Consider the following 14,302-nt stretch of genomic DNA (forward strand, 5'->3'; position numbering starts at 1 on the left):
GTGTGTATTCGCTAGAGATTCTTCCTCAGGAAGGCGATGTCCTCGGCCTGCCCCTCGTCGGGCGTCTCCACGACGATGGGCGCCTGGGCCGCGCGGCAGACCGCCAGGATGAGCTCGGGGTCGATCTTCCCGTTGCCCAGGTTGGCGTGCCGGTCGGCACCGGAGTCGAACTCGTCGCGCGAGTCGTTGCAGTGCACCAGATCGATCCGGCCGGTGATCGCCTTGACCCGGTCGACCAGGTCGAGGAGCTCCTCGCCGCCCGCGTGCGCGTGGCAGGTGTCGAGGCAGAAGCCCACGTCGAAACCGTCGAGCGCGTCCCAGAGCCGGGCGATGCGGTCGAGCTTGCGGGCCATCGCGTTGTCGCCGCCCGCGGTGTTCTCGATCAGCACCGGGATCGGGCACTCCATGCGCTCGAACACCTTGCGCCAGTTGTCGAACCCGATCTGCGGGTCGTCGTTCTTGTTCAGGTGGCCGCCATGCACGATCAGGCCCTTGGCGCCGAGCCCGGCGGCCGCCTCCAGATGCTGCGCGAGCAGCTTGCGGCTCGGGATCCTGATGCGGTTGTTGGTGGTGGCCACATTGATCAGGTAGGGGGCGTGGATGTAGATGTCGACGCCCTCGACCGGCTCGGCGGGCAGCACGGGCTTCTTGTAGCCCTGCGGATCGCCCAGGAAGAACTGCACCACCTCGGCGCCGATCTCGGCGGCGTGGGCGGCGGGGTCGTCCTGACCTACGTGAGCTCCGATGCGCACCATGTCACGAGCCTATCCGTTTGGAGAAGGAGGCTCAGGGAAGTCGCCAGACGCCCCCTACGCGAGGAGAACGACATGACGCGCTGGCGCTGGCGCTCACTGATCTTCTTAATTTACGTGCTGATAGGCATCTACGTGGCCTGGGTCTACCACTACATCACCCCGGGCATCCTCAGGGACATCGCCGAGGCGCTGCTCGCGGTCTTCCTCTGGTTCCTGGTGCTGCTCGGCGTGGATCTGCATATCGGCAAGTGACCCGAGGCGCACGGTCCCGGCCCCGGCCGGGACCGTTTGTCATGGTGGGAGGCCATGGCAGGAGGACCGGTTACGGCAGGAACCCGCCGTGGGCGATGCCGAGCGCGACCCCGACGAACGACGCCACCAGCCCCATGATGTTGAGCGAGCGCTGCGGCGTGGTGACGGAGACGTACTGGGAGTAGAGCCCCATCCCAAAGCCGAGCGTGCCGAACCACGACGAGATCGGGTGCGCGGTGACGAAGAACGTCGAGACGAAAGCCACCAAACCGCAGAGGAAGGTGGCGATGGCCAGGATGTTCTCGGTCGGGTGCGGGACCCCGTCAGTGTTGAGTGTGAGTCTGAACCGCTGGCTCTCCGGAGGTTGAAGGATGTGCGGCACTGGTGTCACCCCCATGGTGTTCCTACAGGTCCTTCCCATCCATGCGCGGCTGGTAACCTGGTCAAGCTGCGTTGTGATGGGTGATCCATCAGCCCGAGCCGCCGAAAGGGGCGTCCGGGTCATGACGTCAGCGTCCTCCTGTCACGGCAGAGTGTCGTGACCGCAAAAGTCCAGAGGAGGTTGGAGTCCCGCATGCGTCGTTACGAAGTAATGGTCATTCTGGACCCTTCGCTCGATGAGCGCACTGTGGCGCCGTCCCTCGACCAGTTCCTCACCGTGGTCCGCAATGACGGCGGCACCGTGGAGAAGGTCGACGTCTGGGGCCGTCGTCGTCTTGCCTACGACATCGACAAGAAGTCGGAAGGCATCTACGCCGTCATCGACCTGTCCGCGGAGCCCGCGACGGTCAAGGAGCTCGACCGGCAGATGAACCTCAACGAGGGCATCCTGCGCACCAAGGTTCTCCGCCCCGACGTGCACTAAGCAGCCGTTGCCCGGCTTTTTGTCGGGCGGCAGCCGTACTCTGAGCCGTAACCCAAAGCGAAGGCGTGCAGGAAGGCGAGCGCTAGCCATGGCAGCAGGCGACACCGTAATCACCATCGTCGGCAATCTTGTCGATGACCCGGAGCTGCGCTTCACCCCCACGGGTCAAGCCGTGGCTCGATTCCGCATCGCTTCCACTCCGCGGTTCATGGACCGTCAGACCAACGAGTGGAAGGACGGCGAAAGCCTCTTTCTGACCTGCAACGTGTGGCGACAGGCGGCGGAGAACGCCGCCGAGAGCCTGCAGCGCGGCATGCGGGTCATCGTGCAGGGGCGGCTCAAGCAGCGGTCTTACGAGACCAAGGAAGGCGAGAAGCGCACGGTCTACGAGGTCGAGGTCGACGAGGTCGGCCCGTCTCTGCGCAACGCCACCGCCAAGGTCAACCGCACCACCCGTCAGGGTGGCGGCGGAGGCGGCGGCTTCGGCGGCGGCCCCGCTGACGACCCGTGGGCCTCCGCGTCGCCCGCTCCGCCCCAGGGCGGCGGCGGCTTCAGCGGTGGCGGCGGTGGTGGCGGCGGCTACCAGGGCGGCGGCCAGCAAGGCGGCGGCTCCGGCGGCTCCGGCGGCTTCGGCGGCGGCAACGACTTCAGCGACGAACCGCCTTTCTAAGTCTCAAGAAGACCGCAAGGTCCGTAAGTTCACCAGCCCGAGTCCATTCCCGCTTGACGGCGGGGCTCTGAAAGGAGCACCACGATGGCAAAGCCGGCACTGCGCAAGCCCAAGAAGAAGGTTTGCCTGTTCTGCCACGACAAGATCTCCTACGTCGACTACAAGGACACGGCGCTGCTGCGGAAGTTCATCTCCGACCGCGGCAAGATCCGTGCGCGCCGGGTGACGGGCAACTGCACCCAGCACCAGCGTGACGTGGCGACCGCGATCAAGAACGCCCGTGAGGTGGCACTGCTGCCCTACACGAGCACCGCGCGCTAGGGAGGACTGTCGATATGAAGCTCATCCTCACCAACGAGGTCTCCGGCCTCGGCACCCCTGGCGACGTCGTCGAGGTCAAGGACGGCTACGGCCGTAACTTCCTCATCCCGCGCGGCTACGCGATGCGCTGGACGCGTGGCGCCGAGAAGCAGATCGAGTCCATCAAGAAGGCTCGTGACGCTCGCGAGATCCGCGACCAGGGCACGGCCAAGGAGGTCGCCGGCCAGCTCGGCGCCCTTCGCGTCCGCCTGGTCACCCGCGCGGGCGACTCCGGCCGCCTGTTCGGGTCGATCACCACGGGTGACATCGCCGAGGCCGTCAAGGCCGCCGGCGGTCCCATCCTCGACCGCCGCCGCATCGAGATCGTCAACCCGATCAAGAGCGTCGGCTCGCACAAGGTCAGCGTCAAGCTGCACCCCGAGGTCTCGGCGTCGGTCGACGTCGAGGTCGTCGCCGGCTGACGACTCTCAGCTCCGCCGCTGCCCCCTCTCGCTTCCGAGAGGGGGCAGCGCTGTTATAAGCGCATGGTTCCCACCAGCGTAGGATTTGCTCGTTCTTCCCGCGTTCCTCACCCGGAGGCCCTCACCCATGGCCCGACCCTCGATGCTGCTGGCCTTCGGCGCGCTCGCGGCGGCGGCCGTCGCCTGCGCCCCCGTCGACACCCCGTCGAGCACCGCCTCGCTCAGCCCCACGGCGTCCGCAGCGTCCACCGCGTGTACCAAGGACCAGCTCAAGCTCGTCAACGCGGGCAAGCTGACGATCGGCACCGACAAGCCCGCCTTCGAGCCGTGGTTCAAGGACGACGACCCGAGCAACGGCCAGGGCTTCGAGAGCGCGGTGGCCTTCGCCGTCGCGGGTGAGCTCGGTTTCGACCGCAGCGAGGTGCAGTGGAGCACGGTCAAGTTCGACTCGGCCTTCGCACCGGGCGCCAAGCAGTTCGACTTCGACATCAACGAGGTCTCGATCACGCCCGACCGGGCCCAGGCGGTCGACTTCAGCCACGGCTACTACACGGTCAAGCAGGCCGTCGTGGCCATCGAGGACGGCAAGTTCGCCGCCGCGAAGAGCCTGGCCGAGCTCAAGGACGCCAAGATCGGCGTGCAGGTCGGCACCACCTCTCTCAACGCGGTCAAAGAGGTCATCAAGCCGGCCAATGACCCGAATGTCTACAACGACCAGATTGACGCCATCAACGCACTGAAGAACCAGCAGGTCGACGCGATCGTCGTGGACCTGCCCACGGCCTTCTACGTGACGGCCGCCCAGGTCGAGAAGTCGAAGATCGTCGGCCAGTTCAGCTCGACCGGCGGCACGCCCGAGGAGTTCGGCCTGGTCATGGAGAAGGGCAGCGCGCTCAAGCCGTGCGTTGACAAGGCCGTCGACGCGCTGAAGTCGAAGGGCGAGCTGGCCAAGATCGAGCAGCAGTGGCTCAGCGCGGCCGCGGGCGCGCCCGAGCTGAAGTGAGCGAGACCTCCGCGGGCTGGGCCAAGAGCGAGCGGCAGCGGGAACGGGAGCGGGTCCGCGGGTCGCGGGCCCGGCGCTCGGCCTCCATCGCCGGCGTCTCCACGGTCGTCTTCATCGTCCTGGTTGTGTCGGTGGTCACCAACTCGCCCGGCTGGCCACGGGTGCAGGCGTCGTTCTTCGATCCGGCGTGGTTCGTCAAGGCGCTGCCGAACGTCCTGTCCGGGTTCCTGCTCAACATCAAGATCTTCCTGATCGCCGAGCCGCTGATCCTGGTCGTCGGGGTGTTGGTGGCCCTGGCCAGGTCCGTCACAGCGCCCGCCTTCTTCCCGGTGCGGGCACTGGCCACGCTCTACACCGACATCTTCCGCGGTGTGCCGACGCTCCTGGTCATCTACCTGGTCGGCTACGGGCTGCCGGCGCTCAAGCTGCAGGGCGTGCCGACGGACCTGGCCACACTCGGCATCATCGGCCTGACGCTCTCGTACGGCGCTTACGTGGCCGAGGTGTTCCGCGCGGGCATCGAGTCGGTCCATCCCAGCCAGGTGGCGGCGGCCCGCTCGCTCGGCCTGAGCCACGGCAAGACCATGCGGTTCGTCGTGCTCCCGCAGGCCACGCGCAGGGTCGTCCCGCCGCTGCTCAACGACTTCATCTCGCTGCAGAAGGACACGGCGCTGGTGGCCACCATCGGGCCGCTGGAGGCGCTCAGGCAGGCGCAGATCATCGCGACCAGCAAGTTCAACTACACGCCTTACCTGGTGGCGTCGCTGCTGTTCATCCTGCTCACCATCCCGATGGCCCGGTTCACCGACCACCTGGCCGCGCGTACCCGAAGGAGGCGCGGATGAGCCTGCTGACCATCGACGGGGTGTGGAAGGAGTTCCGCGGCCACAGCGTGCTGCGCGGCATCGACCTGGAGGTGCGCCCGCACGAGGTGGTCAGCCTGATCGGCGCGTCAGGGTCGGGCAAGTCCACGCTGCTGCGCTGCGTCAACCTGCTGGAGACCGTCGACGACGGCGCCATCTACCTCGACGGGGAGGAGATCACCGATCCTCGGGTGGACGTCGACGACGTACGCAGGCGGCTGGGCATCGTGTTCCAGGCGTTCAACCTGTTCCCGCACATGACGGTGCTCGACAACATCACGCTCGCGCCCCGGCGGGTGCACGGTGTGGCGAAGGCCGAGGCGGAGGAGCAGGCCGGTGACCTGCTGGCCAGGTTCGGGCTGGCGGACAAGGCCCGCTCCTACCCCGACCAGCTCTCCGGCGGGCAGCAGCAGCGGGTGGCCATCGTCCGCGCGCTGGCCACCAAGCCCCGGCTGATGCTGCTCGACGAGGTCACTTCGGCGCTCGACCCGGTGCTGGTCGTGGAGGTGCTCCAGGTCATCAGGGAGCTCAAGGAGTCGGGCATGACGATGATCCTGGCGACCCATGAAATGGGCTTCTGTCGCGATATTTCCGACACGGTGTGCTTCTTGGAGGGCGGGGTCATGCTGGAGAAGGGACCGCCGGAGAAGATCTTCACCGCTCCTGAGCACGCTCACACCAGGGAGTTCCTGCGCGCGGTGCTCGACTCGGGGCGGCTCTAGGCTCTAACGCCGGTGGCGTCCCCGGGCGTGGTTCGCCAGCGTCTCGGGCGCGGCCAGCAGGCTGTGGCGCCGGCCGTACAAGAGATAGACGAGCAGGCCGAAGGCCATCCACAGGGCGAACCACACCCAGGTGAGCACCTGTAGGTTCACCAGCAGCCAGAGCGTCGCGAGCAGGGAGAGGGCGGGCAGGAGCGGCGAGAGCGGGACGCTGAAGCCGCGATCGAGGTGCGGCATCCTGCGCCGCATCACGATCACGCCCGCCGCGACGAACATGAACGCGAACAGCGTCCCGATCACCACGAGCTGCTGCAGCGTGAGCACCGGCACGAACTCGGCCAGCAGGATCGCCACCACCCCGATGAGCAGCGTCACCCGCGTGGGGGAGTGGTACCTGCGGCTGATCGTGGCCAGGCGGCGCGGGATCAGGCCGTCGCGGGCGATCGAGAACAGCACCCGCGTCTGCCCCACGATCAGCACCAGGATGACCGTCGTCAGCCCGAGCACCGCGCCGATGTCGATGATGTGCGCCATCCAGTCCACACCCACCCCGCGGAACGCGCTGGACAGCGGTGAGTCGCGGGAGATGCTGGTGTAGGGGATCATGCCGACCATGACCACGGCCACCGCGAGGTAGATGATCGTGGCGATCACCAGGCTGCGGATCATGCCCTTGGGTACGGCCCTGGACGCGTTCACGGTCTCCTCGGCGGCGGTGGCGAGGACGTCGAAGCCGATGTACGCGAACGCGATGGCCGACGCCGCCGCGAACACCCCGAACCAGCCGAACGCGTGGCTCTGCCCCACGACCAGGTCGAGCACGGTCGCCGCCGGAGTCGTCAGCGGCTTCGGCTCGGCGTAGAAGTCACCGAAGTTGGCCACTTTGACGTATCGCGCCCCGACGACGATGACCGCCCCGATGGCCAGCAGCTTGGCCGCCACCATCACCCACAACGCCCGCAGCCCGACCCGCGCGTTGACCGCCACGACTCCCGTGAGCACCACCAGGATGAGCAGCACGAACACGTCCTCGACCACGTTCTGGTACGGCAGGCGCACCCCGAACCCGGTGATCGCCCGGACCGAGATGATGGCCCAGGCCCTGGCCACCACGGCGGCGGCCAGCTCCAGCTCCAGGATCAGCGCCCAGCCGATGATCCACGCCCATACCTCGCCGAAGATGACGTAGGTGAAGGTGTAGGCGCTGCCCGAGGTAGGCATCGTGGACGACAACTCGGCGTAGCACAGGCAGGCCAGCAGGCAGGCGATCCCGGCGATCATGAACGACAGGATCACGCCGGGCCCCGCCATGGTGGCGGCCTGCTGGCCGGCGATGCTGAAGATGCCCGCGCCGATCATCACGCCGAGTCCGAGCACGACCAGGTCGGCCGGCCGGTAGAGCTCGGCGAGGCTGTGGCGCGCGCCGGTGCGTAACCCGGTTGCCGCGTCGGGCGGCAGGCGTCGGAGAATCGTGGACAAAGGCACACCCCGCTCGTGCGACTCGCCCACAGTGCCTCACCACACCCGCAACAGCAAGCACGGGACGATTACGCCCCGGTCACCAGCCATGCCGTGCCGACCGCGCGCCGCACCAGCGTGATCGAACGTGCGATCATCCACGCTCCGAGCGCGCACCAAAGTGCGACGATGCCGAATCCCGAGGCGAGGAAGGCACAGGGCAGGTACGCCAGCGTCGTCCACACGCCCGCCCACGCGAGGTAGCGCTGGTCACCCGCGCCGATCAGCACACCGTCGAGCACGAACACCACACCGCAGATCGGCTGGAACAGCGCCACCGGCCAGAGCACCGCCAGCAACTGCTCAGTGACCTGTGGATCGGCGTCGAACAGGCCGGGCAGCAGCGGCCTGGCCGCGACGACGAGCACGCCGAGCGCGAGCCCCGACCAGAGGCCCCATTGCACCATGCGCCTGGTCGCGGCCCTGGTGGCGGATACGTCGCCGGCGCCGAGCGTACGGCCCGTGATGGCCTGGCCGGCGATGGCGATGGCGTCCAGGGCGAAGGCCAGCAGTGTCCAGACCTGGGCGGCGATGGCGTACGCGGCCAGCGGGGCCTGGCCCAGCCTGGTGGCCGCCACGGTCGCCACGACCAGGACGACGCGCAGGCAGGCGGTCCTGATGAGCAGCGCGAAGCCGGCCGTACCCGCCTGCCTGACGCCCGCCAGGCCGGGGGTGAGGGGCGTGCCGAGCCGCAGCGCGCCTCTGGCCACCACGGCGAGGTAGACGGCGGCACCCAGCGTCTGGGCCAGCACGGTGCCCCAGGCCGAGCCCGCGATGCCCCAGTGCAGTCCGAGCACGAACCACGCGTTCAGCCCCGCGTTGAGTGCGAACGAGCCCACCGCGACGGCCAGCGGCGTGACCGTGTCCTGCAGGCCGCGCAGCACGCCCGTCCCGGCCAGCACGACGAGCATGCCGGGCGCGCCGAGCAGTGAGATGCGCAGGTACGTCACAGCCTGCCCGGCCTGCTCCGGGCTCGCCCCGAACAGGCCGACGATCCACGGGCTGAGCGGCCAGCAGACCGCGATGAGCGCGGCGCCGATGGCCAGCGCGAGCCAGATGCCGTCCACGCCGCTGCGCATCGCCCTCTTGTGGTTGCCCGCGCCGGTCTGACGGGCCACAGAAGCCGTCGTGCCGTACGCGAGGAAGACGCAGAGGTTCACCACCGTGGCCAGAACCGTGCCCGCGACGCCCAGAGCGCCCAGAGCGGTGGTGCCCAGCCCATGGCCGACGATGGCATAGTCGGCGAGCAGGAAGAGCGGCTCGGCGACCAGCGCGCCGAACGCGGGCACCGCCAGGCGCAGGATCTCCCGGTCCCGGGACGTAATGGGCATTTACCTATTATGGCCATTACACGGCGTGTCGAGCCAACTTTCTTTCCTCCACAGCCGGTGGACAATGTTTCACCAGGTCAGAGTGGGTGGTGTGGATTATGGACAGAGTTATCCACAGCTCCGTCCACAGTCCTTTAACACCCTGGGCGGGATAGTGCACAGCTTGACCACAGGGTTATCCACAGGCCGCGTTGCCGTCTCACCGAGAACCCGCGAAACTGTCAGACCGGTCGACTACAAGTGGGGGTGGTGCGACCGCCTGCAAGGTGTTGAGGGGGCGCGGTGAGCATTGACGAGGATGGCGGCGGAGGCCCGGGTTTCGAGCGCACGCCGCCCAGCAACATCGAGGCGGAGCAGTCGGTTCTGGGCGGCATGCTGCTGTCCAAGGATGCGATCGCCGACGTCGTGGAGCTCATCCGGTCCGACGACTTCTACCGGCCCGCGCATCAGATGATCTATGACGTCATCACCGACCTCTACGGTCGCGGTGAGCCGGCCGACGCGGTCACGGTCTTCGACGACCTGCAGAAGCGCGGCGAGATGGCCCGGGTGGGCGGCGCCGCCTACCTTCACACGCTGACGGCCGTCGTCCCCACCGCGGCCAACGCCGGCTACTACGCGAAGATCGTCCGCGAGCAGGCCATCCTCCGCCGCCTCATCGAGGCCGGCACCCGCATCGTCTCCTTCGGCTACGGCGGCCAGAACGAAGAGGTCGACGACCTGGTCGACCGCGCGCAGGCGGAGATCTACAAGGTCACCGAGCGGCGCACCTCCGAGGACTACGCGCCGCTGGCCGACATCATGCCGGGCGCCCTCGACGAGCTGGAGGCCATCGGCAGCCGCGGCGGCCAGATGGTCGGCGTGCCCACCGGCTTCCAGGACCTCGACCAGCTCACCAACGGCCTGCACCCGGGCCAGATGATCGTCGTCGCGGCCCGCCCGGCCATCGGCAAGGCGCTGGCGCTCGACACGCCGCTGCCCACGCCGACGGGCTGGACGACCATGGGCGAGATCGCGGTCGGCGAGCAGCTCATCGGGGCCGACGGCCGGCCGACCCTGGTGGTCGCGGCCACCGAGGTCATGCACGGCAGGCCGTGCTACGAGGTGGAGTTCAGCGACGGTACGGTGATCATCGCGGACGCCGGGCACCAGTGGTGGACGACGCGCGGTGTGACGACCACGGAGGAGATCTTCCGGGCCGACCGAGGGGCGGACCACGCGGTCGCGGTGTCGGCGGCATTCGCGCTCGATGAGCGGGATCTTCCTCTTCCGCCGTACGCGCTCGGTGTCCGACTCGGCGACGGCGACGGACACGGTCTGGGCGTCCTCGGAGAGAGCTCGGGTGTCCGCGAAGAGAGGCACATTCCCACTCCCTACCTGCGCGCGTCGGAGAGCCAGCGGCGTGACCTGCTGGCGGGCCTGCTCGACGCCGACGGGCGCGCCGGCGGAGACGGGCAGATCCAGTTCGCCGTGGCGGATCGACGGCTCGCTCATGACGTTCACGAGCTCATCCTGAGCCTCGGCTACAACGCCATCCTGCGCACCAAGCCGGATTCCGGCCACGTGATCGACTTCACCACGGGGGTTCGCTCCATCGTGGACGTGCGCCCGGTCCCCTCTCAGCCGGTCCGCTGCGTCGAGGTGGACAACGCCGATCACCTGTACCTCGCGGGCAACACGTGCATCCCCACCCACAACAGCACCTTGGGGCTGGACTTCGCCCGTTCCGCAGCGATCAAGCATGGGATGACCACCGTCATCTTCTCCCTGGAAATGTCGCGCAACGAGATCACGATGCGACTGCTGTCGGCCGAGGCCCGGGTCGCCCTGCACGCGATGCGCTCCGGCATGATGGGCGACGACGACTGGACCCGGCTGGCCCGGCGGATGAGCGAGGTGGCCGAGGCGCCGCTGTTCATCGACGACTCGCCCAACATGTCGATGATGGAGATCCGGGCCAAGTGCCGGCGCCTGAAACAGCGTAACGACCTGCGGTTCGTGGTCATCGACTACCTCCAGCTGATGAGCTCGCCGAAGAAGACCGAGAGCCGCCAGAACGAGGTCTCGGAGATCTCCCGTGCGATCAAGCTGCTGGCCAAGGAGCTAGAGGTGCCGGTCATCGCGATCTCCCAGCTCAACCGAGGCCCCGAGCAGCGTACGGACAAGCGGCCCGCGGTCAGCGACCTGCGCGAATCGGGATGCCTGACGGCTGACACCCGAGTCCTGCGAGCCGACACGGGGGCGGAGGCGCCATTGGGCGAGCTTCTGGAGTCCGGCGCACGCGACATCCCCGTGTGGTCCCTGGACGAGAACATGCGGCTCGTGCAGTGCACCATGACGCATGTCTTTCCCAGTGGCACGAAGGAGGTCTTCAAACTACGGCTGACGTCGGGTCGGGAGATCAAGGCGACGGCCAATCACCCCTTCATGACCTACGACGGCTGGCGCCCCTTGGGGGAGGTCGGCCCGGGTGCTCGCCTCGCCGTCCCGCGCCACGTCCCGCCCCCTCGGGACCTTCAGGAGTGGCCAGAAGAGGAAGTCATCCTGCTGGGGCACATGATCGGAGACGGTTCGTTCGTCAGGAGGCAGCCGATCCGGTACGCGAGCAAGGACGAGGCTTGCCTGGAAGCGGTCACGAAAGCGGCCACGCATTTCGGAGTCAGTGCGGTCCGGGACGAATACCCCGCCGCGCGGGTCACCACGCTCCGGCTCCCCGCCCCCTACCGGCTCACCCACGGCAAGCGCAACCCCATCGCCGCCTGGCTTGACGGTCTGGGGCTGTTCGGTCTCCGCAGCCACGAGAAGTTCATTCCGCAGGGGGTCTTCTCCCTGCCGAAGAAGCAGATCGCCCTGTTCCTCCGGCACCTGTGGGCGACCGACGGATGCGTCTGGTGGGACGAAAAGCGCGGCCAGTCGCGGGTCTACTACGCCTCGACGAGCCGCCGCCTGATCGATGACGTTGCGCGGCTGCTCCTTCGGTTCAATGTGATGACTCGCATCAAGACGACACAGAAGGGCGACCACCGGCCGGGGTTCCAGCTCCACGTCTACGGCTCGGACAACCAGCTCCGCTTCCTGGACGAGGTGGGCGTGCATGGCGAACGGGCGAAACAAGCCGCTCGCTGCATACCGGAACTTCGGGCGGCCAAGGGCAACACGAACCTCGACACGGTTCCGCGCGAAGTCTGGGACCGTGTCCGTGGCGCGCTGACAGAGAAGGGCATGACCCATCGGGCGTTCTCTGCCGAACTGGGCACCCAATTCTGCGGCAGCACCCTGTGGAAGCACGCACCCAGCCGGGAGCGCCTTGGCCGGGTGGCGGCGATTCTGGACGACGCTCAGATGGACATGCTGGCGACGAACGACGTCTTTTGGGACGAGGTCGCCTCGATCGAGAGCCTGGGCGAGCAGTCGGTCTATGACGCCACGGTGCTGGGCGCCCACAACTTCGTTGCCAACGGCATATCCGTTCACAACAGCATCGAGCAGGATGCGGACATGGTCATTTTGCTCCATCGCGAGGACGCGTACGAGCGTGAGTCGCCCAGGGCGGGTGAGGCGGACCTGATAGTTGCCAAGCATCGAAATGGTCCAACTGCCACCGTCACTGTCGCCTTCCAGGGACATTATTCGCGCTTTGTCGACATGGCTCAGCATTAGGGGTCGCTCCGCGATGTCGAACTTACGGCACATTTGTTCGCCATCTGCTCGGCGGTCATCCGCGGGAGGTCGACGGTGATGTCGAGGCCGCCCCCGATGCGGGCGGTAACCGCGATCCGTCCCCGGTGGGCGTGTGTGACCGCGCGCACGATCGACAGTCCCAGCCCCAGGCCGTCAGTACGGACGCGGGTCCCCTGCCCGTGCACGAACGGTTCCAGCAGCGTCTCGGCCTCCTCGGGCGGGATCTGTCGGCCGGTGTTGGAGATGCGCAGGATGGCGCGCCCGCCCGCCGTACTCGTCTCGACGACCAGGTGCCCACCCGCCCGGTTGTAGCGGACCGCGTTGTCGACCAGGTTGCCGATCATCCGTTCCAGCAGGACGGGTGCGCCGGTGACCGGTGCCGGCCGGAGTTCGGATCGTACGGTGACGCCGGCGGCTGCCGCCCGCGTTCCGGCGGCGTCGAGGGCGGCGGTCGCTACGGCGGCCAGGTCGACCGGTTCCCGCGCGCCGAGCCCGGCCTGGCTCCGAGCCAGCAGCAGCAGCCCGTCCAGGACGCGTTGCATGTGCTCGACGGCGCCGCGTACGTCGCCGGCCATCGTGAGCAGCTCGGCACGGCTGGGGTCTCCGTCCAGGGTGACGTCGATCGCCGTACGCGCGGTGGTCAGCGGTGTCCGCAGCTCGTGGGCGGCGTTGGCGGTGAACAGCCGCTGGCTGTCCAGGATCCGATCCCGCTCGGCCACGTCGCGCTGGATGCGGTCCAGCATCCCGTTGACCGTGCCCGCCAACGCTGACAGCTCGTCAGCGGGGGTGGTGACCGGGACCCGTTCGGTGAGGTTCTCGGCTGACAGCCGCCGGGCGGTGGAGGAGATCACGCGGATCGGCCGTAGCACCCGACCGGCCACCAGCCAGCTCAGTACGGCGGCCAGCCCGGTCACCACCACGAGCGCCAGAGCGGCCTGGGGCAGCAGCGCGGACAGGGTGTCGGCCTGCACCCGGTTGGCGAGGGCGGACAACCCGTCCTGCGGCGGCGTGTCCGGCGAGGGAGTGCCGATCGGGTCCAGATGCGTGAAGATCACGCGGCGCCGCATCAGCAGGTAGGTCAACCCGGTCAGCGCGGCACCGGCGGCCAGCACCAGGGCGGTCTGCAGCGACGCGAGCCGAGCCCGGGCGGTCAGTTTCACGGTCCGATCCGGTAGCCGGCGCCGGTGACGGTCTCGATCAGCGGCGGGTCGCCGAGCTTGCGGCGCAGCGTGCCGACGGTGATCCGGATCGCGTTGGTGAACGGGTCCGCGTACTCGTCCCACACCTTGTCCAGCAGGGTTTCCGCGCTGACCACGTCACCGTCGGCGGCCAGCAACTGCTGGAGCACACCGAACTCCTTGGGTGTCAGGCTCAGCAGCCGCCCGTCCCGCTCGGCGCTACGCCGGGCCGGATCCAGAGCCACACCGGCGGCGCGCAGCACCGGCGGGCGGGCCGGCGCGCTCCGCCGTACCAGGGCGTGGACCCGCGCGACCAGCTCGGAGAACGCGAACGGCTTGCCCAGGTAGTCGTCCGCGCCCAGCATCAGTCCGCCGACCCGGTCCTCGATGGCATCGGACGCGGTCAGCATCAGCACCCGCGACCTGCCCCGCTGGGCGAGCCGGCGGCACACCGCATCGCCGTGCACGACGGGCAGATCCCTGTCCAGGACCACCACGTCGTACGGCGTGATCTCGCACTTGTCCAGAGCCGTCTGCCCGTCGAGGGCGACGTCGACGGTGAAGCCGTGCTTGCGCAGCCCGGCTTCGATGTACCCGGCGAGGGGTTGCTCGTCTTCCACCAAGAGCACGCGCATCAGGGCAGTATCGCAACGCCCGCATATGGCACGGATATGGTCCGCCGATC

15 protein-coding genes are annotated in these 14,302 nt (G+C 68.2%); 9 read left to right on the forward strand and 6 right to left on the reverse strand.

Going from position 1 to position 14,302, the window contains the following annotated elements; all coding sequences use genetic code 11:
- Positions 1-11: 11 nt before the first annotated feature.
- Positions 12-755 carry a deoxyribonuclease IV gene (locus ACGFNP_RS09970; protein WP_393316863.1) on the reverse strand — a complete coding sequence of 248 codons (744 nt, stop codon included), beginning with the start codon at positions 753-755 and terminating at the stop codon, positions 12-14.
- A 72-nt stretch (positions 756-827) separates the two neighbouring features.
- On the opposite strand from ACGFNP_RS09970, the gene ACGFNP_RS09975 reads away from it, so the two are divergent.
- Positions 828-1,007: a hypothetical protein gene (locus tag ACGFNP_RS09975; RefSeq protein ID WP_219535073.1), complete on the forward strand. Its 180-nt coding sequence runs from the start codon at positions 828-830 to the stop codon at positions 1,005-1,007.
- 70 nt (positions 1,008-1,077) lie between these two features.
- Here the strand turns inward: ACGFNP_RS09975 and ACGFNP_RS09980 are convergent, their stop codons facing one another.
- Complete coding sequence (locus tag ACGFNP_RS09980; RefSeq protein ID WP_246653078.1) at positions 1,078-1,404, reverse strand: hypothetical protein; 327 nt, start codon at positions 1,402-1,404, stop codon at positions 1,078-1,080.
- Between the two features lie 177 nt (positions 1,405-1,581).
- Here ACGFNP_RS09980 and rpsF point away from each other — a divergent pair, with 177 nt between their 5' ends.
- The 7 genes from rpsF (at position 1,582) to ACGFNP_RS10015 (ending at position 5,912) form a co-directional block, all read left to right on the forward strand.
- Positions 1,582-1,872: a 30S ribosomal protein S6 gene (gene rpsF, locus ACGFNP_RS09985; protein WP_026214314.1), complete on the forward strand. Its 291-nt coding sequence runs from the start codon at positions 1,582-1,584 to the stop codon at positions 1,870-1,872.
- A gap of 88 nt (positions 1,873-1,960) precedes the next feature.
- A complete protein-coding gene (locus tag ACGFNP_RS09990; RefSeq protein ID WP_393316867.1) occupies positions 1,961-2,542 on the forward strand; it encodes a single-stranded DNA-binding protein in 582 nt (193 codons plus the stop codon).
- Between the two features lie 84 nt (positions 2,543-2,626).
- Positions 2,627-2,863, forward strand: coding sequence for a 30S ribosomal protein S18 (gene rpsR, locus ACGFNP_RS09995; protein WP_020543048.1), 237 nt, complete (start codon positions 2,627-2,629; stop codon positions 2,861-2,863).
- Between the two features lie 14 nt (positions 2,864-2,877).
- A complete protein-coding gene (gene rplI, locus ACGFNP_RS10000) occupies positions 2,878-3,324 on the forward strand; it encodes a 50S ribosomal protein L9 (protein ID WP_219535071.1) in 447 nt (148 codons plus the stop codon).
- A 127-nt stretch (positions 3,325-3,451) separates the two neighbouring features.
- Complete coding sequence (locus ACGFNP_RS10005) at positions 3,452-4,327, forward strand: ABC transporter substrate-binding protein (RefSeq protein WP_358338057.1); 876 nt, start codon at positions 3,452-3,454, stop codon at positions 4,325-4,327.
- Positions 4,324-5,172: an amino acid ABC transporter permease gene (locus ACGFNP_RS10010; RefSeq protein ID WP_393316871.1), complete on the forward strand. Its 849-nt coding sequence runs from the start codon at positions 4,324-4,326 to the stop codon at positions 5,170-5,172. The genes ACGFNP_RS10005 and ACGFNP_RS10010 overlap by 4 nt, the downstream gene beginning before the upstream one ends.
- Positions 5,169-5,912, forward strand: coding sequence for an amino acid ABC transporter ATP-binding protein (locus ACGFNP_RS10015; protein WP_358338051.1), 744 nt, complete (start codon positions 5,169-5,171; stop codon positions 5,910-5,912). Before ACGFNP_RS10010 ends, ACGFNP_RS10015 begins: the two co-directional genes overlap by 4 nt.
- Positions 5,913-5,915: 3 nt before the next feature.
- Here ACGFNP_RS10015 and ACGFNP_RS10020 read toward each other — a convergent pair whose 3' ends face one another.
- Positions 5,916-7,388 carry an amino acid permease gene (locus ACGFNP_RS10020; RefSeq protein WP_393316874.1) on the reverse strand — a complete coding sequence of 491 codons (1,473 nt, stop codon included), beginning with the start codon at positions 7,386-7,388 and terminating at the stop codon, positions 5,916-5,918.
- A gap of 68 nt (positions 7,389-7,456) precedes the next feature.
- Positions 7,457-8,758, reverse strand: coding sequence for an MATE family efflux transporter (locus ACGFNP_RS10025; RefSeq protein WP_393316877.1), 1,302 nt, complete (start codon positions 8,756-8,758; stop codon positions 7,457-7,459).
- A 282-nt stretch (positions 8,759-9,040) separates the two neighbouring features.
- Between ACGFNP_RS10025 and ACGFNP_RS10030 the strand changes: the two genes are divergently transcribed.
- A complete protein-coding gene (locus ACGFNP_RS10030; protein WP_393316880.1) occupies positions 9,041-12,418 on the forward strand; it encodes a replicative DNA helicase in 3,378 nt (1,125 codons plus the stop codon).
- Here the strand turns inward: ACGFNP_RS10030 and ACGFNP_RS10035 are convergent.
- Entirely contained in the window at positions 12,415-13,599 is a 1,185-nt protein-coding gene (locus ACGFNP_RS10035) for a sensor histidine kinase (protein ID WP_393316883.1), read from the reverse strand. The genes ACGFNP_RS10030 and ACGFNP_RS10035 overlap by 4 nt on opposite strands.
- Complete coding sequence (locus tag ACGFNP_RS10040; protein ID WP_358338032.1) at positions 13,596-14,252, reverse strand: response regulator transcription factor; 657 nt, start codon at positions 14,250-14,252, stop codon at positions 13,596-13,598. Before ACGFNP_RS10040 ends, ACGFNP_RS10035 begins: the two co-directional genes overlap by 4 nt.
- Positions 14,253-14,302: the final 50 nt, after the last annotated feature.

This window comes from Nonomuraea sp. NPDC049269, from assembly GCF_043197155.1.
GTDB lineage: Bacteria > Actinomycetota > Actinomycetes > Streptosporangiales > Streptosporangiaceae > Nonomuraea.

What these genes read in the sequence shown, in the direction of transcription:
- ACGFNP_RS09990 (WP_393316867.1), top strand. Translation starts at nt 1,961, where the DNA reads ATGGCAGCAGGCGACACCGTAATCACCATCGTCGGCAATCTTGTCGAT.
- rplI (WP_219535071.1), top strand. Translation starts at nt 2,878, where the DNA reads ATGAAGCTCATCCTCACCAACGAGGTCTCCGGCCTCGGCACCCCTGGC.
- ACGFNP_RS09970 (WP_393316863.1), bottom strand. Translation starts at nt 755, where the DNA reads ATGGTGCGCATCGGAGCTCACGTAGGTCAGGACGACCCCGCCGCCCAC.
- ACGFNP_RS09975 (WP_219535073.1), top strand. Translation starts at nt 828, where the DNA reads ATGACGCGCTGGCGCTGGCGCTCACTGATCTTCTTAATTTACGTGCTG.
- rpsF (WP_026214314.1), top strand. Translation starts at nt 1,582, where the DNA reads ATGCGTCGTTACGAAGTAATGGTCATTCTGGACCCTTCGCTCGATGAG.
- ACGFNP_RS10025 (WP_393316877.1), bottom strand. Translation starts at nt 8,758, where the DNA reads ATGCCCATTACGTCCCGGGACCGGGAGATCCTGCGCCTGGCGGTGCCC.
- rpsR (WP_020543048.1), top strand. Translation starts at nt 2,627, where the DNA reads ATGGCAAAGCCGGCACTGCGCAAGCCCAAGAAGAAGGTTTGCCTGTTC.
- ACGFNP_RS10005 (WP_358338057.1), top strand. Translation starts at nt 3,452, where the DNA reads ATGGCCCGACCCTCGATGCTGCTGGCCTTCGGCGCGCTCGCGGCGGCG.
- ACGFNP_RS09980 (WP_246653078.1), bottom strand. Translation starts at nt 1,404, where the DNA reads ATGGGGGTGACACCAGTGCCGCACATCCTTCAACCTCCGGAGAGCCAG.
- ACGFNP_RS10040 (WP_358338032.1), bottom strand. Translation starts at nt 14,252, where the DNA reads ATGCGCGTGCTCTTGGTGGAAGACGAGCAACCCCTCGCCGGGTACATC.
- ACGFNP_RS10015 (WP_358338051.1), top strand. Translation starts at nt 5,169, where the DNA reads ATGAGCCTGCTGACCATCGACGGGGTGTGGAAGGAGTTCCGCGGCCAC.